This is a genomic window from Vitreimonas sp. (assembly GCF_036392335.1).
GTDB lineage: Bacteria > Pseudomonadota > Alphaproteobacteria > Caulobacterales > Aquidulcibacteraceae > Vitreimonas.
Window position 1 is genome coordinate 48,051 of record NZ_DASVYD010000041.1, and the last position, 18,756, is coordinate 66,806.

The following is an 18,756-nucleotide window of genomic DNA, read 5'->3' on the forward strand; positions in this document are numbered from 1 at the left end:
GAGTTTCTATCGGCTCGTTAGCTGTGCGGATCAAGCCGCCCATTCGAGCGGTGGCGGGAGCGGATCGGCGCAATAATCGATGCGGATGGCGCGACGGTTGGTGTTGGTGCGTGAAGGCGACGAGCGGTGCAGGATAAGCGCTTTGGCGAAGAGCGCGTCGCCGCGTTCCGCCACGCAATCTTCCACACACGCGGCATTGGCCACACTATCGGCGGTTGATACCGCGATCCTTCCCTGAGCGTGAGTTTTTAGAGCAAGTTGGAGGCAACCATTTTCAGGATCTGCTGAATCCAGATGGACACGCGCGAAGATCATGCGTTGCAGAAATTCTATCGGTGGCTCTGCGTGCCAGACGCCGTCCTTGTTCGTCCAGTTCTCGAAAGCAGGCGTTTCAACACGCTCCTTCAACGCGATCACGCGGTCCTGATGCCAAGGTAGCGCCCAATTTGCATCTTGCGTTTTGTTGAACGCGATGATCCGAACGGGACGAGCGTTGGGGAGCAGACAAGCCGCGAGCGCGTTAATCTCAGCGAGTCCATCTAGCGCGTTCAGCCTTTGGCCTGGCCGATCTTCAACAGCTATTGCGGCATCCAGGATTGCTAAGCTGGCGCCAGAAAGAGCGCGCCTCTTCCAGACACGCCCCTCCTGTTCAAGAGTCGCCAAGTTCATCACCGCATCGTCGGAATGACGAAGCTCTGATCCCCCACGTCGCCTTCCGGCCAGCGGGCGGTGACGGTTTTCACTTTCGTGTAAAACTTCACGCCTTCCATGCCGTGCTGGTTGGTGTCGCCGAAGGCGCTGCGCTTCCAGCCGCCGAAGGTGTGATAGGCGACCGGCACCGGGATCGGCACGTTGATGCCGACCATGCCGACATTGACGCGTTGCGCGAACTCGCGCGCGGCGCGGCCGTTGCGGGTGAAGATGGCGACGCCGTTGCCGTATTGGTGTTGGCTCGGCAGCGCGAGCGCTTCTTCGAAATTCTCCGCGCGCATGATCTGCAGCACCGGACCGAAGATTTCTTCCTTGTAGGTGCGCATCTCGGTGGTGACTTTATCGAAAAGCGTCGGGCCGACGAAGAAACCTTCTTCGTAGCCTTGCAGTTTGAAGCCGCGGCCGTCGCGCACGAGCTCGGCACCCTCCTTCGCGCCGAGGCCGATATAATCTTCGACTTTGCGCTTGTGCGCGAGGCTGACGACGGGGCCGTATTGCGCGTCGGCATCGGTCGAGATGCCGACTTTCAGCTTTTCGATTTCCGGGATCAGCCGTTCGCGCAAATCGTCGGCGGTTTTCTTGCCGACCGGCACGACGACCGGCAGCGCCATGCAGCGTTCGCCAGCGGAGCCGTAGGCTGCGCCAACGAGATCCTTCACGACCTGATCGAGATCGGCGTCCGGCAGAACGATGCCGTGGTTCTTGGCGCCGCCCATCGCTTGCACGCGCTTACCATTGGCCGTGCCGTGGCTATAGATGTAGTGCGCGATGTCGGACGAGCCGACGAAGCTGATGGCTTTGATTTCCGGATGCGCGATGATGGCGTCGACGGCTTCCTTGTCGCCGTGGACGACATTGAGCACGCCTTCGGGCGCGCCGGCTTCCATCATCAGCTCGGCGAGGCGCACCGGGACGGATGGGTCTTTCTCGCTCGGCTTCAGAATGAAGGTGTTGCCGGTGGCGATAGCGATTCCGAACATCCACATTGGGATCATCGCGGGAAAGTTGAACGGCGTGATGCCGGCGACGACGCCGAGCGGCTGGCGCATTGAATAGACGTCAATGCCGGGGCCGGCGCCTTCGGTGTATTCGCCCTTCAACGCGTGCGGGATGCCGCAGGCGAATTCGATCACTTCGAGGCCGCGTTGAATGTCGCCTTTGGAGTCCGCGATCACCTTGCCGTGCTCGGACGACAAAAGATGCGCGAGTTCGTCCATGTTCTTTTCGACGAGCTGCTTGAACGCGAACATGACGCGCGCGCGACGCTGCGGATTGGTGGCGGCCCAGCCGGGAAACGCTTTCGCGGCGGACTGGACGGCGTCGTCGACGGATTTGGCGTTGGAGAGACCGACTTCGGCCTGCTGTGCGCCGGTATTGGGATTGAATACAACGCCAACGCGCCCGCCATCGGCGAGCGCGCTTTTGCCATTGATAAAGTTCTGAATCGCACGCATTGGCGGCTCACTCCCGGGTTCATTTTGCGGCCCTTATGGCCTCAAAATGAACCGGCGTCCATGCCGCCGCGCGCTCCGTTAGGGGCCCCTGCGCGCCATGCCCATGATGAGCGATACAACAAAGAGCACGAGGAAGAGGAAGAACAGAATCTGAGCGATGCCGGCCGAGGCGGAGGCGATGCCGCCGAAGCCGAAAACCGCCGCGATAATGGCGATGACGAAGAAAATGAGCGCCCAGCTGAGCATGTGGTCGTCCTCCAGATTGAGATGCCGAACCAACGCTGTCGCCGGGCGCCAGTTCCTTAGCTTGGGAAGACCCAACCGCCCTCGCCTTTGCGCGCAGCTTCATATTGCGCTTCGGCGAAGCGCCAATTGGCGAGCTTCTCAATGAAGGCCGTGACGAATTTGGGACGCTCATTGCGATAGTCGATGTAGTAAGCGTGCTCCCACACGTCGCAGACGAGCAACGGCGTTGTGCCGATTTCCGTGATGGGTGTGTCGGCGTCATGCAGATCGACCAGCTTCACAGCGCCGGACTTGTCACTGACCAGCCAGACCCAGCCCGACGCGAAATGACCGACACCTTGCGCGACAAATTGCTCGCGGAAGGCGGCGATCGACCCGAACGCCTTGTCGATGGCGAGCTTCAGATCGCCTTGCGGATCGCCCTGCGGCGTCGGCGTCATGCTTTGCCAGAAGAAGCCATGGTTCCAGGTCTGCGCCGCGTTGTTGAACAGCTTCTTGTTGTTCTCGCGTACGGCAAGGCGCACCACCTCTTCCACCGTCTTTGGCGCATCGGCGCGCTCGACCAAAGCCGCATTCATGTTCTTGATGTAAGCGGCGTGGTGTTTGCCGTGGTGAAACGCGAGAGTCTCTTTCGACATGTGCGGTTCGAGCGCGGTCGGTTCATACGGCAACGGGGGGAGGTTAAACATCGGCCATGGACTCCTTCAAATGCGTTCGTACTTCTCCCGCGCTTTGGCGCGCGGCACCGGCCATAATTCGCCGGCGACGCCCTCCATCACCCAATCGCCGCGTTTGGCGTGTTGTTCGCCTTCGAGCGTTTCAACGACAGCGTCGCGATCGAGAACAAAATAATTGAGCACGATGTCCGTGCGTTTCTCGAACACGCCGCCGCCTATGGGTGTGTAGGTGCGCTGGAAAATGTCGTCGCGCACGACTGCGCGGGCGCCATCTTCGTACTGGACGATGTAGTCCGCGCCACCATTCGCCACAAGCACGCCGCCTTCAGTTTCGACGCGCGTTTCACCTTCAGCGCGCCAAGCCCTTACTGGCGGTGTGGGCTTCGGACGCGCTTGGCGCCATTTCACGTTCCGCGGCGGCTCGTCGATGCGCCAACGCGGCCGCGCGCCGACGACGAATTCAACGAGGTTCATGTCACGTCACCGATTGGCCGCGCAGCGCGCGGATGACGAAGCCGATCACGAGCACGGCCAGGAATATCCAGAACAGGATCTGCGCGATGCTCGCGGCCATGCCGGCAAGGCCGGCGAAACCGAGGTAACCGGCCACCAAAGCGAGAACAAAAAAGATCAGCGCCCAACCAAGCATGCGTTCGTCTCCATCGATGGGTGTGGTTCGAAAGAAACGTGCGCAATTTGCCGTGTGTTCCAGGCATGCACGGAAGGAACCCTGCAGTGCAGCATGTGTTTAGTCACTGAAGCGGCGGGATGCGCCGCGCTCATGCAACACCAAGGAGACGAACATGGCACAAGCGTTCGAAACCGTCGGGCGCAGCAAGCGCAATGGCGCGGCGCGCGACGCCATCCGCGCCCGCGCAAGCGACGTGATGGAGGATTTCTCGGAACTCCGGAAGGACGTGAGCCGCCTTGCGGACGCCGCGAGCAAAGCCGCGCGCGACGAGGTCAAGCACACTGGCGTCCGCCTCAGCAAGTTGAGCGGCGTGATGAAATCGCGCGCCAGCGAGAGCGCAGCCTATGTCGGCGATAAGGTGCGCGAGCATCCAGGCGCCGCAGTCGGCATCGCCGTCGGCGCTGGTTTGCTTCTCGGACTTATGCTGTCGGGCCGGCGCCACTAAGTCGGCGTCGCCAGCTCGGAGGTTTGAGACTCGGGGTCGCTCCGGCGGTCCCGAGTTTTGCCGTCATGGGGACGGCATCGGCGGCACACAGACCCAATGCATGAATGGCCGCTCGGGATCGCGGCCAATCGCGGCTCCGAGCTGCCGGGCAAAGGCGTCTATCAGGCGCGCGCCAGGGCCGGGCGCGCCGGCGCGCTCGGTGTCGATGTCGGAATCGATGGCGAATCGGGTGACGCCATCTGCGTCCTGATGCACGAACAGGCGCAATTCGACCGGCCCGGCGCCCGCCAGGGCGTCAAGCGCCATCGAGACACCCTCGCCGATCAGGAAGGTCAGCGGCACGGCCCGATCGACATCGGCGCGCGCTTCATCCACCTGCATGACCAAATTGATGTCCTTGGCCGCGGCGCCGCGCGATTGCAGCAAATGGCGAGCAATCTCGGCGGCCAGCTCATCGACACGCAGTTCGCGGACTTCGCCCGAAGAGTAGATTTTCTGATGCACGAGCGCGAGCAATTGCACGCGATCATGCGCGCGCGCCAGGCCCCAGGCCTCGCTGTCGTCGCGCGCGCTGCGGGCTTGGATGTTCAGCAGGCTCGCGACCATTTGCAGGTTGTTCTTGACGCGGTGGTGTACTTCGCGCAGCAGCGCGCGCTCTTCGGCCAACGCCTCGACGAGGCGCGTCTCGCGGCCGCGCAATGTCTTGGCCATGGCGGCGAGCGTGCGCCGGAGCGAACGGATTTCGTCGGGTGCGTTGCGCAGCGCGGGCGGATCGATGACATCCTCGCCGCGGGCGAATCCGCGGGCGGCGGTCTCAAGGCTGGAGAGCGGTCGCGCGACAAACACCTCGATCGCGAACCAGCCGGCGGCGACAGCCAGAACCCAGATGATCAAGGGAGCGACCAGCGAAAGCGCGAGCGCGAGCCAACGTTGCCATGTTGGACGCTCCGGCGCCCAGGCCATTACGGCATAAAGATCAGGCGCGTGGAGCGGCACGATCACGGCCGACCCGTTCTCGACCTCCACAAACACGGGATCCGGCCCGAGCAAATCGCGTATCTGCTCTATTGTCGGAAAGCCAACGCGTTCGGTCTCACGGGGCGATGATTGTGCAATGATGCGGCCGTCGCTGTCCACGATCGCCGAGCGCGCACTCTCAAGTGAGCGACTACGATCCAACAAGCCGCGCAATTGTTCGACGCGAATGGAAGCGCCGATGAAGCCAATGCGATTGGCGCCATCGCGAACGGGTTCAAACGCCGCGAGAATGGGGCCGCCGCCGCTGAGCGGGCCGCTCTCGATGTAGCCTATGGTGAAAGCATCGCGCACCTGCGCACGTTGGCGCAATGGCGTCTCGGGGGATTGATAACCGACCTGCGCGGCGGGAACGCTGCAAAGTACGCGGCGATCGTCGTCCGAGACGACGAGGGACGCAACGTAAGGATAGCGCGCGGCGACATCGCCCAGCCAGCGCTGACAATCGCCGGTCTGGATCGCCTGCAGAGACGGTGTGGTTGCGAGCACGCGCAGCAATTCGCGCACTTCATCTATAGCGCCGCGCTCGACGGAAATCGATTGCAGCGCGCGACGGCCGAGAGCTTCCTCATAGGCCGCTTCACGTGCGTTGACTGCGTTGAGACCAACCTGCATGGCGATTGCGCCAGCCGGGAGCATGGCGAGCCCCAGGAGCAACGCCATGCGCCCGCGCATCGACTTGAGGGACAATGCGCGGGGCCAGAACCTGAATGGTCGTTCGTCGGGCGGCTTCACACGCGCGCTGTATCCTGGATCATCCGTCCTTCGCTAGGGATCGGTTGGCCATCGTCGTCCAGCCCGAGCAAATCCGCCAGCTTCTTGCGGGCGCGGTTGACGCGGCTCTTGATCGTGCCTACGGCGCAGCCGCAGATTTGCGCGGCTTCTTCGTAGGAGCAGCCCGAGGCGCCGACGAGAGTGAGCACTTCGCGATGGTCGGGCGCCAATTGCGCGAACGCGACCTTGAAGTCTTCGAGGTCGACCGAGCCGTCTTGCTCGGGGCGCACCGCGATGCGACCGGCGAACTTGCCGTCTGCGTCTTCGACTTCACGCTTCAGCTTGCGCAGTTGGGAGTAATAATGGTTGCGCAAAATGGTGAAGAGCCAAGCGCGCAGATTGGTGCCCGGCTCGAAGCGTTCGACGTTTGCGAGCGCCTTGACCAGCGTGTCTTGCACGAGATCGTCGGCTTGGGCGGGATTGTGCGTCAGCGAACGCGCAAACGCGCGCAAGCTGGGCAGCAGCTCGATGAGCTCCGCCTTGAAGGCTTGCGGCGCCGCGCTCACGATTTCTTCTCCTCGCCGTCGATGGCGTTCAGGAGATCGAGAAAGCGCTGCGGCATCGGCTCCGCGGCGACTTCGCCGTAAGCCAGCTTCAAATTACGCGTGATGAGCGCTTTGGTGGCCGCCGAGGATTTGGAGGGTGATTTACCCTGCTCTGGCGTACCGGGCGCTTTGGGTCCGTTGTTCACCTGGGCGTCCATATCGTCTTCTTTCCGCGCCATCTTGCGATCAAGCCCCCGCAGAACCAATTGCCAAGCCATTCGGCCCGACTGTCGGCAGATAACGCCAGATGTAAAAATCAGTTCCGGCCGGCTGGAACTTTTTTTCACGACCCACGTTTTCCCCGTCTCGACGGGATGGGAGAAATCCATGCATACAGAGCCTGCAGAGCGCAATTTCTCCAATCAAAACAAGGGGTCATATATGTCGCTAGCCCGGGAAATCGCGCCTCACCTGCCGCTGCTGCGCCGTTACGCGCGGGCGCTGACAGGCGCGCAGGAGAGCGGAGACGCGTTCGTGGCGGCGGCGCTGGAGGCCATTGTCGCGCGGCCTGAAGAATTCCCGCGCGAGCTTGAGCCGCGCGCCGGTCTCTACAAAGTGTTTCACCGCATCTGGGAGAGCGCGAACGTCGAGTTGAACGGCGGCTCCGAGGAATTGAGCCTCGGCGCGCGCAAGGCGCAAGAACGTCTGAAAGCGCTGGCGCCGCTCAGCCGCCAGGCGCTGCTGCTCACCACTTTGGAAAATTTTACGCCGCAAGAGACCAGCGACATCCTTGGCCGCTCGCCCGATGAGGTGGGCGCCCTTCTCGACGATGCGCTCGACGCGCTCGAACGCCAGACCAAAGCGCGCATCCTAATCATTGAAGACGAGGCCGTGATCGCGATGGATCTGAGCGATCTCATGACCTCGGCCGGGCACCACGTGTGCGGCGTTGAGTCGACCGCGTCCGGCGCTGTGCGCACGGCGGAGCGCGAGCGCCCTGACTTGGTGTTGGCGGACATTCAACTGGCGGACGGTTCGTCGGGCATCGATGCGGTGAAGGACATTCTCTCGTCGTTCAGCGTGCCGGTGATTTTCATCACCGCCTTCCCCGATCGTCTGCTAACGGGCGAGCGGCCCGAGCCGACCTTCCTTATCACCAAGCCGTATTCGCCTGACATGGTGCGTGCGGCAGTGAGCCAAGCGCTGTTTTTCGAGAGCACCGGAAACTTGAACTAGCACGGCGCGTTTCCTTTGCGCGCGCCGCTTGGGGCGGCGCGGCGCAAAGGAGACACACATGTCGAACGTCAAGACCCCGCTGATCGCGCTCGCCGCTCTGTTCGCCGCCGGCTCGCTGGCTGCTTGCAACACCGTCGAAGGCGTCGGCGAAGATGTACAAGCCGCCGGCCAAGCTGTTGAGGAGACCGCGCAAGAAGCCAACGACGGCAATCCGGAAACCCCGTAAAGACCGCCTCTTGCGGCCCCGTGCGCAGTCCGCGCATGGGGCGCGGCCCGAGGGCAAGCTTGGGGTGCGGCAATGCGGGCCGCTGGACTTTTGCGCGCTTCAGCGCAATCTCGCGGCCCATGAAAAAGCTTCTCGCCGTTTGCGCCCTCGCCCTCGTCGCCGCCTGCGGTCAACAATCCACGACTGAGCCCACGGTCCCGCCGACCGAAACCCAAGCGCCGACGATTGCGATCGAGATCGTTGAGCCTTGGGCCGGACAGACGCCGGGCGGCGTCGACGTGTCAGCAGGCTATCTCACCATTCGCAACAGGACCGAGACCGATGATCAATTGATCGCGGTGTCGAGCCCGCGCGCGGCCCGCGCAGAAATCCATGAAATGAGCATGGATGAGAACAATGTCATGCGGATGCGGCCTTTGACGGCGCTCACCATCCCGGCGGGTGGCGAGGCCTTGCTGCAACCAGGTGGCCAGCATCTGATGTTCTTCGGCGTGACGCAGCCCTTCACGGTCGGCGAAGAAATCCCGGTCCAACTGACGTTTGCGAACGCCGGTGTGATCGATGTGAATCTGCAGGTGCGCACCGGCGCCATGCATGGCGGCGATCATTAATCGATCGGCAGCGCGGTCGTGTCTTTAAGATGCTCCAACACGATGCTGCTTTCGAGGTGCGCGATCGCGGCGCAGCGCAGCAGCTTGGATTGAATGATTTCCTGGAAGTGCGGCAAGTCGCGGGCGATGATTTTCACCAGATAATCGGCCTCGCCTGTCAGCATCACGCAGAGCGTGACTTCATCCATGCGTTTGATCAGGTCGTGAAACGCCTTCACGTTGGCGGCTGAGTGATCGCGCAAGCGAATGCGGATGATGGCCGAGCAGGTGAGGCCGGCGCTTTCGGGATTGATCAGGCCGACGACGGCGCGGAGCACACCGGCGTCACGGAGCCGCGTGAGCCGCCGCGAGACGAGGCTGGGCGACACCCCGGCCTCCTCCGCCAGTTCGGCTTGCGAGAGGGAGGCGTCGCGCTGCAGGGCGCGCAATAGGCGGCGGTCCGCGTCATCAAGCTCTATTTTTTCACGTTTCATGCAATTCATCGGCCTTTTCGGCATCGCTCATGCGCCAATTGGCGATTTGCCGGGTCGAATATCGCAGAAATTGCACGGAAATGCCAGTATTCTCGCATTCCATGAGCGCCAAGCTGAAACTTTCGCCCCGTTCGGCGCCCGCCACGGATTGGAAGCGGGTTGCTGAGCTCGTCCTGACTTCACGCGCGATGGACGCGATCGAGGAAACGACGCTCGTTCCGGGTAAGAAAATCTTCTACCAGTTCAGCGCCCGCGGCCACGACATGGCGCAAGTCCTGTTGGGCCTGCACCTCACGCACCCGAAAGACGCGATCTGCGGCTATTACCGCTCCAGACCGATCTTGCTGTCGCTGGGCGTGGCGCTTGAAGACGCACTTGGCTCGGCGATGGGCCGCGCGGGCGGCTACAGCGACGGGCGCGATATCGGCGTCGTGTTCAATTATCCGAACGCGCACGGCGCCTCGGCGCTGCCGATGTGCGGCGGCGTCGGCGCGCAATACACACCCACGGCCGGTTACGCGCAGGCGATTGAATATCACAAGAGCGTGCTCGGCGATCGTTCATATGACGGCGCAATTGGCGTGGTGCTGGGCGGCGACGCTTCCGTGGCGACGAATGGCTTCTGGGCCGCGCTGACGATGGCGACGACGCTGAAGCTGCCGATGCTCTTTTACGTCGAAGACAATGGCTACGGCATTTCGACGCCGAGCTGGCTGCAAACGCCGGGCTGCAACATCGCGCAAAATCTTGCCAGCTTCAACGGGCTCAAGATCTATGACGGCGACGGGACCGACCCCGAAGAGGCCGCCGCGCTGATCGCAGACGCCGTCGGGCACGTGCGTGGCGGCGCCGGTCCGGCGCTGTTGCACCTCACGGTCCCGCGCCTGCAGGGACACTCGTTTCAGGATACGCAGGCGTATAAGAGCGAGGACATCGTCGCCGCCGAATGGGCGCGAGACCCGCTGCCGAAATTGAAAGCGCATGTCGTGCCGTCGCTAGTGAGCGAGCCGGATTGGCTGGCGCTTGAGGCGCAAGCGCAGGAACGCGTTGCGCGCGCGGCGCAGATCGCAGATCAGCGGCCGGTGAGCGAAGCCTCACAGGTGACGCGTTTCGTGTTCAGCGAAGATGGCGCGTTGCAGGACGAAGGCGGGCTCTGGAGCAGCGGCTACGAAGCGCCACGCTCGAGCGACACGCCGAAGCCCGAAGGCGCGCGCATCAATATGATCACGGCGATCCGGCGGACATTGGATCACGAGCTTGCGGTCAATCCGCGTGTGCTGGTGTTCGGCGAAGATGTCGGCCCCAAGGGCGGCGTGCATGGCGTGACGCTGGGGTTGCAGGACAAGTATGGCGTCGAGCGCGTGTTCGACACCTCGCTCTCGGAAGAAGGCATTATCGGTCGCGCTGTTGGCATGGCGATCGCTGGGCTGATGCCGGTGCCTGAAATCCAATTCCGCAAATACGCGGACTCCGCGTGCGAACAGATCAATGATTGCGGCACGATGCGCTGGCGCACGGCCAATCGTTTTGCCGCACCGATGGTGGTGCGCATGCCGGTCGGCTTCTTCAAATGCGGTGATCCTTGGCACTCGCAGACGAACGAAGTGCAGTTCGTGCATTCGCCGGGATGGCGTGTGGCCTGCCCCTCCAATGCGGAGGATGCGGTTGGTCTGCTGCGCACGGCGCTGCGCGGCAACGATCCGGTGATGTTCCTGGAGCATCGCAACATGCTCGATGCGGCAAGCGCGCGGCGACCCTATCCGGGCGATGATTTCGCGTTGCCGTTTGGCGTGGCGAAGCGCGTGCGCGAAGGTGATGCGATCACACTCGTCGCCTGGGGCGCGATGGTGGAGCGTTGCGAAGCCGCGGTGGATAAAGCCGGAATCAGCGCCGACATTCTCGATCTACGCACCTTGACGCCGTGGGATAGCGAAGCTGTGCTCGCGTCGGTGAGGCGCACGCATCGCTGCTTGATCGTGCATGAGGATATCGGCACGGCCGGCTTCGGCGCCGAGATCGCCGCCGTGGTCGCGGATCAAGCCTTCCTCGATCTCGACGCGCCGGTCGCGCGTTTGACGATGCCGGACATTCCCTCCCCGCACCATCCCGAGCTGATGGAATGGGCGCTGCCGTCGGTCGAGAAGATCGCGGCGAAGATTAAAGAGCTGGTGGGCTTCTGATGGCGGACGCGATGAACATCGTCATGCCGCTGGAGCAAGAGGGCTCCAAATCGGTCGTGCGCGCGTGGCTGAAGCAGATCGGCGACGCGGTGAAGCGTGATGAACCGATTGTGGAGCTGGAGACGGATAAGGTCGCGGTGGAGGTGCCGGCGCCTGCGGATGGCGTGTTGGCGGCGATCGCTCTGGGCGAAGGCGACGAAGCTGCGCCCGGAGCGGTGCTAGGTGTTTTGACGCTCGGCGTTGAGACGACGGACCGCCGGCCTCCAGCCGGCCATGCTACGCCGGCCAACACTCAGTCAGCTGAAACGAAGATGCCGGCAGGAAGCCGCCTGTCCGAAGATCGGCGCGAGATGCGCTTGTCGCCGCTGGTGAAGCGCTTGGTGGCTGAGCATCGGCTGGATGTCGAGGCGATTGCGGGCACGGGGCGCAACGGCCGCGTGACGCATCTGGATGTCGAACACCACATCGCGCGCGGCTCAGAGAAAGCCAGCGCGAAACCGGCGCCCACGGCAATCGTCAGCGGGCGCATTCCCCACGACGCGATGCGTCGCGCTATTGCGGAGCACATGTCCCGCTCGGTCGCGACGGCGCCGCATGTGACGGCGGTGTTCGAGGCGGATTTTTCCGCGATCATGGCGCATCGCGCCAAGTATAAGGACGCGTATTCCAAGAGCGGCGCGCAGCTGACATTCTCGGCTTACATCGTGCGCGCGGCGGCGGAAGCGATGAAAGTCGCGCCGGCTGTGAACGCGCGTTGGCATGACGATTTTCTCGAAGTGTTCGAGGACGCCAATATCGGTATGGGCGTCGCGCTGGGCGACAAGGGCCTGATCGTGCCGGTGGTGCGACGCGCACAAGCGCTCACGCTGAAAGAGACCGCTGCAGCGTTGACCGACCTGACCGAGCGTGCGCGCAAGAACGCATTGAAACCGGCGGACGTGCAAGGCGGCACGTTCACGATCTCCAATCATGGCGTCTCCGGCTCGCTGGTGGCGACGCCGATCATCATCAACCAGCCGCAATCGGCGATCTTGGGCGTTGGCAAGCTGGAGAAACGCGTTGTCGTGCGCCCGGTGGATGGCGCCGACGCGATGCTGATCAAGCCGATGGCGTATGTGTCGCTCACCATCGATCACCGCGTGCTCGACGGACATCAAACCAATGCCTGGCTGACGCGCTTCGTCGACATCCTCGAAACTTGGCCGCTGGAAGATTGAAATGATTGAGACGCTGAGCGCCAAGGCGCCCGATCCCCTGCTGAAGATCATCAAGATGTTTCGCGAGGATGTGCGTAGCGACAAGATCGACCTGGGCGTTGGCGTCTATAAGGACGCGACGGGCAACACGCCGGTGATGCGCGCCGTGAAGGACGCGGAAGCGCGGCTGCTCGCGAACCAGACGACGAAGACTTATGTAGGCCAACAAGGCGACGCGGAATTCTTGCGTCTTGTCGCTGAGCTTGTGTTTGGCGACGCTGGCGCAGAGATGGCGTCGATCCAGGCTGTGGGCGGCACCGGTGCGCTGCGTTTAGGGTGCGACCTGCTGCGCGAGAGCGGCGCCAAGCGCGTGCTGTTGCCGGCGCCGTGCTGGCCGAACCATCCGTCGATCGTACGCGCGGCAGGCATGGCGCCGATTGATGCGCCGTTCTTTAACATCGCCGAACAACGAATCGATATGGAGGCGTTGCTGGGCGCGTTCGCGCAGCTGGAGCGCGGCGATGCGGTGATTTTGCAGGCCGTGTGCCACAACCCGCTGGGCGCGGATTTCTCAGCCGAGCAATGGGCGATGCTGGCGGACGCGCTGAATGCACGCGGCATCACACCCTTCCTCGATCTCGCCTATCAAGGCTTCGGCGATGGGATTGATGAGGACGTCGCCGGCTTGCGCGCGTTCCTGGCGCGCGTGCCGGAGGCGGTGATCGCGGTGTCTGAGGCCAAGACGTTCGGGATTTATCGCGAACGCGTCGGCGCGTTGTTCGTGAAAACCGCCGAGAAGGCGCGCCCGGCGGTGATGAGCAATCTTGCGGCGATCGCGCGCGCGAATTATTCGATGCCGCCGGATCATGGCGCGGCGATCGTGCGCGAAGTGCTGGGCGATGCGACGCTGCGGGAGAGCTGGCGCGATGAACTGGATGGCATTCGCGCGCATATCAAGCGGACGCGCGCGGCGCTGGCGGCGGCGCGGGTGAACTCGCTGCCAATGCATCTGATCGCGGCGCAGAAGGGTATGTTCTCGACGCTGCCTCTTAACGAGGCGCAAGTCATGGTGCTGCGTGAGCAGCACGCGATCTACATGACAGATACGGCGCGGATCAACGTGGCCGGGCTGCGCGAAGCGGATATTCCGAGGTTTGTAGAGGCGTTGAAGGCGGTGGCTTGAATTATGCTCCCCACTGCGTGGGGAGCTGCCGAGCGCGCAGCGCGAGACTGAGGGGCGCGTTGCGCCTGAAAGTCACGCGCCGCTCCGCGCCCCTCCGCTTCGCCGCGCTCAGCACCTCCCCGCGTAGTGGGGAGGATAAGATGATTAGGCCGCGTTCATCGTCAGCAGATCGTAGGCGGCGACGACTTCGCCGGCGCGATTGGTGACAACGACGTCCCAGCGCACTTCGCCTTGATCGGGCTTGCGCAGGGTTTTGTCTTTCACTGTGAGCGCGACTTGGATCGCGTCGCCGGGCTTCACCGGTTTGACGAAGCGGAGATTGTCGAGGCCGTAATTGGCGAGCACGGGGCCTGGGTCGGGATCGACGAAGAGGCCCGCGGCGAACGAGAGGATGAGATAGCCATGCGCGACGCGGCCGCCGAACAGCGGGTTCGCGGCGGCGGCGGCTTCATCCATGTGGGCGTAGAAGGTGTCGCCGGTGAAGTGCGCGAAATGCTCGATGTCGTCGAGCGTGATGTCGCGGGCTTTGGTTTTGAGTTGGTAGCCGAGCGGCAGATCGTGGAATTTGCGGCGGAACGGATGCTGTTGCGCCTCCTCCGTCGGCATGCCGGCGATGTAGCGGCTGACGATGGCCGAGAGTGTGCGCGGATGGCCCTGAAGCGCGGTGCGCTGCATGTAATGCGTGACGCCGCGAATGCCGCCCATCTCTTCGCCGCCGCCGGCGCGACCGGGGCCGCCATGGATGAGATGCGGCATCGGTGAGCCGTGGCCGGTGCTTTCCTTGGCGCTGTCCCGGTCGATGAAGGCGAGACGGCCATGGAAGGCGCCGCTGCCGAGCACGATCTCGCGCGCGAAGCCCGTGTCGTAGGTGAACACGCTAGCGACCAGCGAGCCTTTGCCGCGATTGGCGATCGCGATGGCGTCGGCGGCGTCCTTGTACGGCATCAGTGTGGCGACAGGGCCGAAGGCTTCGACATCGTGCACCGCGCGCGCGTTCCACGGATTTTCGCAGCGGAGCAGCACGGGGGACATGAAAGCGCCCTTCGCGTTGACGGGCGCGGCGTTGGGATCGCCGAACACGATGGACGCGTCCGCGCTCAATTCCTTGATCTTGGCGCGGACATCATCGCGTTGGGCGACGCTGACGAGTGCGCCGAGTTTCGTCGTTTCTTCGCGCGGGTCGGCCGGCGCGATTTTGCTGAGGCGTTCGATCAGCGCGGCTTGCGCGGCGTCGATCAATGCAGCGGGAACCATGGCGCGGCGGATGGCGGTGCATTTTTGACCCGCCTTCGTCGTCATTTCCTTGGCGACCTCTTTGATGAAGAGATCGAATTCGGGGCTTTCGGGCGTCGCGTCGGGGCCGAGGATGGAGGCGTTGAGCGAATCCTGTTCGGCCATGAAGCGCACGCCTTCGTTGGCGATAGCGGGGTGCGCTTTGAGCTTCGCGGCTGTGTGCGCGGAGCCCGTGAAGGAGACGATGTCGCCTACGCTGAGATGATCGAGCAAATCGCCGGCAGAGCCGACGACCAATTGCAGCGCGCCTTTGGGCAGTACATTCGCGTCGAGCATGATGCGGACGGCAGCTTCGGTGAGATAAGCGGTGGCGCTCGCCGGCTTCACGATCGCCGGCATGCCGGCGAGGAAGGTCGGCGCGAGCTTTTCGAGCATGCCCCAGATTGGGAAGTTGAACGCATTGATATGGACCGCAACGCCTTGCAGCGACGTGTAAACGTGCAAACCTTGGAACGTGCCGTTGCGCGAGAGTGCTTCGACGGCGCCGTCGATCAGGATGCGGTCGTTCGGCAGGTCGCGGCGGCCTTTGCCTTGATAGAACGCGAACGTGCCGATGCCGCCATCGATGTCGATCCAGCTATCGGCCTTGGTGGCGCCAGTGTTGGTGCTGAGCGCGTAGAGGTCTTCTTTTTTGGCGGTGAGCGCGTCGGCGAGCGCTTTCAGCAGGCCGGCGCGTTGGTGGAAGGTGAGCGCACGCAGCGCCGGCCCGCCCTGCTCCCGCGCATGCCGCGCCACGGCGCCGAAATCGAGCCCTTGCGAGGAGGTGAGCGCGACCACTTCGCCGTCGATGGCGGAGCGGAGTTCGGCAAGACCGCCCGAGCCGGCGACCCAACGGCCTTCGGCGTAGTTTTGCAGCGTGATCGGCTTCATTTCAGTGTCCCGTAAAGTTCGGCGTGCGCTTTTCGAGGAAGGCGGCGACGCCTTCGCGGTAATCGTGCGTGTGGCCCAGGCGGCGCTGGGTGTCGCGCTCGAGCAGCAATTGTTGTTCGAAGGCGTGCAGCGCGCTTTCGCGGATGAGTTTCTTGGTGGCGGCGAGACCTTTGGTCGGCGCGGATGCGAATTTCGCGGCGAGCGCATCGGTTGCGGCGATGAGCTTATCATCGTCGACGCATTTCCAGATCATGCCGAAGCTTTCGGCGCGTTCGGCATTAACGGGCTCGCCAGTGAGCGCCATGCCAAGGGCGCGTGTAAGGCCTACAGTGCGCGGCAACGTCCAAGTGCCGCCGGAGTCCGGGATCAGGCCGATATTGGCGAAGCTCTGGATGAATTTGGCGCTGCGCGCGGCGATGACGATGTCGCACGCGAGCGCGATATTGGCGCCGGCGCCAGCGGCGACGCCGTTCACGGCGCAGATCACGGGCATTTCCAAAGTCGCGATGCGTTTGACCAGCGGATTGTAGCGCACCTCCAGCGACTCACCGAGGTCGACACCGTCTTCTGTCGGCGCCACGGCTCGATCGGACAAATCCTGTCCCGCGCAGAAACCGCGGCCCGCCCCCGTCAACACGACGACGCGCGCATTGGCTTTCACGATCTCGTTGAAGGCGTGGCGCACTTCGTCGTGCATTTGCACGGTGAAGGAATTGAGCCGATCGGGGCGATTGAGCGTGAGCCGCGCGATGTTGTCGAAAATGTCGAGAAGAATGGTCTCGTAAGCCATCGCGCGTCTCTCCCTGATTTTTGCTCGGCGTAGGACAGAAGTGTTTGAGCGTCAACATTTATTGACCGCTCGGTCGATGATTGGTAGGGTTCGCGCATTGGAGAGGCGCGCATGTACACGACCGATCTGAGCGGCAAGAAGAGCAAACCCGAAGCGGCTGCTACGGAAGATCCCGCCAAGCTCGCGGCGTTCGAGGCGCGCGTGGCGGCTGATGAATTCATCGAGCCGAAGGATTGGATGCCGGAGGCGTATCGCCGAACGCTGATCCGTCAGATTTCGCAGCACGCGCACTCTGAGATCGTCGGCATGTTGCCGGAAGGCAATTGGATCACACGCGCGCCGAATTTGCGCCGTAAGGCGATCCTGCTGGCGAAGGTGCAGGATGAAGCGGGCCACGGGCTCTATCTCTATTGCGCGGCGGAGACGTTGGGTGTCTCGCGCGATGAGATGACGGAAGCGCTGCTCAGCGGCAAAGCAAAGTATTCCACGATCTTCAATTATCCGACGCTGACCTGGGCCGACATCGGCGCGATCGGCTGGCTGGTCGATGGCGCGGCGATCATGAATCAGGTGCCGTTGCAGCGGACGTCGTACGGCCCGTATGCGCGGGCGATGGTGCGCATCTGCAAGGAAGAGAGCTTCCACCAGCGTCAGGGTTACGAGATCATGATGCATCTGGCGGCGGGCACCCCGGAGCAGAAGCGCATGGCGCAAGATGCGTTGAACCGCTGGTGGTGGCCGTCGCTCATGATGTTCGGCCCGCCGGACGATAAGAGTCCGAACACCGAACAAAGCATGCGTTGGCGCATCAAGCGCGATACGAACGACGAGCTGCGCCAGAAGTTCGTGGATATCACCGTGCCGCAAGCCGAAGCCATTGGCCTAACGGTGCCTGATCCAGATCTGAAGTGGAACGACGCACGCGGCGCTTATGATTTCGGTGAAGTCGATTGGGAGGAATTCTACGCGGTCGTTCGCGGCGAAGGCGCGGTCGCGAAGGAGCGCATGCAGGCGCGCGTAAAAGCTTGGGAAGATGGCGCGTGGGTGCGCGAGGCGGCGCGGGTGCATGCGGAAAAGCGCGCGAACGCACGCGTCGCGGCGGAGTGATACGATGAGCGATCCGAGCAAGGAATGGCCGCTGTGGGAAGTGTTCGTGCGCGGCAAGGGCGGCTTGAGCCATCGCCATGTCGGCAGCGTGCACGCGGCGGACGGCAAGATGGCGCTTGAGCACGCGCGCGATACCTATACGCGGCGCATGGAGGGCGTGAGTTTGTGGGTGTTGCCATCGGCGCAGATCGTCGCGTCCGATCCAGGCGATGCGGCGGCGTTGTTCGCGCCGGCGGAAGACAAAGTCTATCGCCATCCGACGTTCTATAAAATTCCTGATGGGATCACGCACATCTGATGGAGAACGCGCTCCCCCCTCTCGCCGCGTATGCGGCGCGGTTTGGCGATGATTCACTGATCCTTGGCCAGCGCCTCGGTGAATGGTGCGGGCATGCGCCGGCGCTTGAGGTCGATCTTTCGCTCTCGAACGTGGCGCTCGATCTGATTGGGCAAGCGACGCATTTTCTGGGCCTCGCCGGCGCGATCGAAGGCGCGGGGCGCGATGCGGATAAGCTCGCCTTTCATCGCGACGTGATGGATTTTGCCAATTGCTTGCTGGTCGAGCAGCCGAACGGCGATTTCGCCCAGACGATCGCGCGACAATTTCTGTTTTCGCATTATCAGGCGCTGCTGTTCGAACAAATGGCGCAGGTGAAGGACGAGCGCTTCGCAGCGATCGCGGCCAAGGCGCTGAAGGAAGTGAATTATCACGCGACGCTCGCAAGCGATTGGGTGGTGCGCCTCGGTGATGGCACCGACGAGAGCAAGGCGCGGATGGTCGCCGGGCTCGATTGGATGTGGCGCTTCGCGGACGAATTGTTCGTGATGGATGATGTGGATGTGGCCGCGATCGCGGCGGGCGCTGGCGTGGATAAAGCGGCGCTGCGTGCGGCCTGGGATGCGCGGGTTGATGCGGTGTTGGCGGAAGCGACTTTGGCGCGGCCGGCGGCGCGGCGGCCAATTGTGGGCGGGCGCGTCGGCCGGCACTCGGAACATCTGGGGCATGTGCTGAGCGAGATGCAGTTTTTGCAGCGCGCTTATCCTGGGGCGAGCTGGTGATTGAGGAACGCACA

General features: G+C 63.2%; 22 protein-coding genes. 10 read left to right on the plus strand and 12 right to left on the minus strand.

The window, feature by feature from the left end; genetic code table 11:
* Positions 1–30 precede the first annotated feature (30 nt).
* The 6 genes from VF769_RS09580 to VF769_RS09605 all read right to left on the minus strand — a co-directional run bounded on the left by VF769_RS09580 (position 31) and on the right by VF769_RS09605 (position 3,737).
* A complete protein-coding gene (locus tag VF769_RS09580) occupies positions 31–669 on the minus strand; it encodes a phytanoyl-CoA dioxygenase family protein (RefSeq protein WP_331008175.1) in 639 nt (212 codons plus the stop codon).
* Positions 669–2,165, minus strand: a complete 1,497-nt coding sequence (locus tag VF769_RS09585) for a CoA-acylating methylmalonate-semialdehyde dehydrogenase (protein WP_331008176.1) — start codon at positions 2,163–2,165, stop codon at positions 669–671. Before VF769_RS09585 ends, VF769_RS09580 begins: the two co-directional genes overlap by 1 nt.
* A 78-nt stretch (positions 2,166–2,243) precedes the next feature.
* Positions 2,244–2,411 (minus strand): DUF1328 domain-containing protein, encoded by a 168-nt coding sequence (locus VF769_RS09590; RefSeq protein ID WP_331008177.1) that lies wholly within the window; start codon positions 2,409–2,411, stop codon positions 2,244–2,246.
* Between the two features lie 56 nt (positions 2,412–2,467).
* Positions 2,468–3,100, minus strand: coding sequence for a superoxide dismutase (locus VF769_RS09595; RefSeq protein WP_331008178.1), 633 nt, complete (start codon positions 3,098–3,100; stop codon positions 2,468–2,470).
* A 15-nt stretch (positions 3,101–3,115) separates the two neighbouring features.
* On the minus strand, positions 3,116–3,562 hold the full coding sequence (locus VF769_RS09600; protein ID WP_331008179.1) for a hypothetical protein: 447 nt from the start codon (positions 3,560–3,562) through the stop codon (positions 3,116–3,118).
* A gap of 1 nt (position 3,563) precedes the next feature.
* A complete protein-coding gene (locus VF769_RS09605) occupies positions 3,564–3,737 on the minus strand; it encodes a DUF1328 domain-containing protein (RefSeq protein WP_331008180.1) in 174 nt (57 codons plus the stop codon).
* A 154-nt stretch (positions 3,738–3,891) separates the two neighbouring features.
* Here VF769_RS09605 and VF769_RS09610 point away from each other — a divergent pair, with 154 nt between their 5' ends.
* Complete coding sequence (locus tag VF769_RS09610) at positions 3,892–4,224, plus strand: glycine zipper domain-containing protein (protein WP_331008181.1); 333 nt, start codon at positions 3,892–3,894, stop codon at positions 4,222–4,224.
* Positions 4,225–4,287: 63 nt separating this feature from the next.
* Here the strand turns inward: VF769_RS09610 and VF769_RS09615 are convergent, their stop codons facing one another.
* From VF769_RS09615 to VF769_RS09625, 3 genes are all read right to left on the minus strand, one after another.
* Complete coding sequence (locus VF769_RS09615; protein WP_331008182.1) at positions 4,288–5,922, minus strand: sensor histidine kinase; 1,635 nt, start codon at positions 5,920–5,922, stop codon at positions 4,288–4,290.
* A 68-nt stretch (positions 5,923–5,990) separates the two neighbouring features.
* A complete protein-coding gene (locus VF769_RS09620; RefSeq protein WP_349258124.1) occupies positions 5,991–6,542 on the minus strand; it encodes a sigma-70 family RNA polymerase sigma factor in 552 nt (183 codons plus the stop codon).
* The gene (locus tag VF769_RS09625; RefSeq protein WP_331008184.1) at positions 6,536–6,907 is read right to left on the minus strand and encodes a NepR family anti-sigma factor; all 372 of its coding nucleotides are present in this window, start codon (positions 6,905–6,907) and stop codon (positions 6,536–6,538) included. Before VF769_RS09625 ends, VF769_RS09620 begins: the two co-directional genes overlap by 7 nt.
* Before the next feature lie 52 nt (positions 6,908–6,959).
* Between VF769_RS09625 and VF769_RS09630 the strand changes: the two genes are divergently transcribed.
* The 3 genes from VF769_RS09630 to VF769_RS09640 all read left to right on the plus strand — a co-directional run bounded on the left by VF769_RS09630 (position 6,960) and on the right by VF769_RS09640 (position 8,591).
* Positions 6,960–7,754 (plus strand): response regulator, encoded by a 795-nt coding sequence (locus tag VF769_RS09630; protein WP_331008185.1) that lies wholly within the window; start codon positions 6,960–6,962, stop codon positions 7,752–7,754.
* A 58-nt stretch (positions 7,755–7,812) separates the two neighbouring features.
* Entirely contained in the window at positions 7,813–7,980 is a 168-nt protein-coding gene (locus tag VF769_RS09635; RefSeq protein WP_331008186.1) for an entericidin A/B family lipoprotein, read from the plus strand.
* A 119-nt stretch (positions 7,981–8,099) separates the two neighbouring features.
* Positions 8,100–8,591 carry a copper chaperone PCu(A)C gene (locus VF769_RS09640; protein ID WP_331008187.1) on the plus strand — a complete coding sequence of 164 codons (492 nt, stop codon included), beginning with the start codon at positions 8,100–8,102 and terminating at the stop codon, positions 8,589–8,591.
* Here the strand turns inward: VF769_RS09640 and VF769_RS09645 are convergent.
* Positions 8,588–9,064 (minus strand): Lrp/AsnC family transcriptional regulator, encoded by a 477-nt coding sequence (locus tag VF769_RS09645; protein ID WP_331008188.1) that lies wholly within the window; start codon positions 9,062–9,064, stop codon positions 8,588–8,590. The genes VF769_RS09640 and VF769_RS09645 overlap by 4 nt on opposite strands.
* Positions 9,065–9,144: 80 nt before the next feature.
* On the opposite strand from VF769_RS09645, the gene VF769_RS09650 reads away from it, so the two are divergent.
* The 3 genes from VF769_RS09650 to VF769_RS09660 are packed head-to-tail and all read left to right on the plus strand — an operon-like array spanning position 9,145 to position 13,623.
* Positions 9,145–11,244, plus strand: coding sequence for an alpha-ketoacid dehydrogenase subunit alpha/beta (locus VF769_RS09650; protein ID WP_331008189.1), 2,100 nt, complete (start codon positions 9,145–9,147; stop codon positions 11,242–11,244).
* Positions 11,244–12,461, plus strand: a complete 1,218-nt coding sequence (locus VF769_RS09655; RefSeq protein WP_331008190.1) for a dihydrolipoamide acetyltransferase family protein — start codon at positions 11,244–11,246, stop codon at positions 12,459–12,461. Before VF769_RS09650 ends, VF769_RS09655 begins: the two co-directional genes overlap by 1 nt.
* Before the next feature lies 1 nt (position 12,462).
* The gene (locus VF769_RS09660; RefSeq protein ID WP_331008191.1) at positions 12,463–13,623 is read left to right on the plus strand and encodes an aromatic amino acid transaminase; all 1,161 of its coding nucleotides are present in this window, start codon (positions 12,463–12,465) and stop codon (positions 13,621–13,623) included.
* A 144-nt stretch (positions 13,624–13,767) separates the two neighbouring features.
* On the opposite strand, the gene paaZ is transcribed toward VF769_RS09660, so the two are convergent.
* Entirely contained in the window at positions 13,768–15,786 is a 2,019-nt protein-coding gene (gene paaZ / locus VF769_RS09665) for a phenylacetic acid degradation bifunctional protein PaaZ (RefSeq protein WP_331008192.1), read from the minus strand.
* 1 nt (position 15,787) lies between these two features.
* The gene (paaG, locus tag VF769_RS09670) at positions 15,788–16,576 is read right to left on the minus strand and encodes a 2-(1,2-epoxy-1,2-dihydrophenyl)acetyl-CoA isomerase PaaG (protein ID WP_331008193.1); all 789 of its coding nucleotides are present in this window, start codon (positions 16,574–16,576) and stop codon (positions 15,788–15,790) included.
* A 111-nt stretch (positions 16,577–16,687) separates the two neighbouring features.
* Between paaG and paaA the strand changes: the two genes are divergently transcribed.
* The 3 genes from paaA to paaC are packed head-to-tail and all read left to right on the plus strand — an operon-like array spanning position 16,688 to position 18,742.
* Positions 16,688–17,683 carry a 1,2-phenylacetyl-CoA epoxidase subunit PaaA gene (gene paaA / locus VF769_RS09675; RefSeq protein ID WP_331008194.1) on the plus strand — a complete coding sequence of 332 codons (996 nt, stop codon included), beginning with the start codon at positions 16,688–16,690 and terminating at the stop codon, positions 17,681–17,683.
* A gap of 4 nt (positions 17,684–17,687) precedes the next feature.
* Positions 17,688–17,981: a 1,2-phenylacetyl-CoA epoxidase subunit PaaB gene (paaB, locus tag VF769_RS09680; protein WP_135212148.1), complete on the plus strand. Its 294-nt coding sequence runs from the start codon at positions 17,688–17,690 to the stop codon at positions 17,979–17,981.
* Entirely contained in the window at positions 17,981–18,742 is a 762-nt protein-coding gene (gene paaC / locus VF769_RS09685; protein ID WP_331008195.1) for a 1,2-phenylacetyl-CoA epoxidase subunit PaaC, read from the plus strand. The genes paaB and paaC overlap by 1 nt, the downstream gene beginning before the upstream one ends.
* The last annotated feature ends 14 nt before the right edge of the window (positions 18,743–18,756 follow it).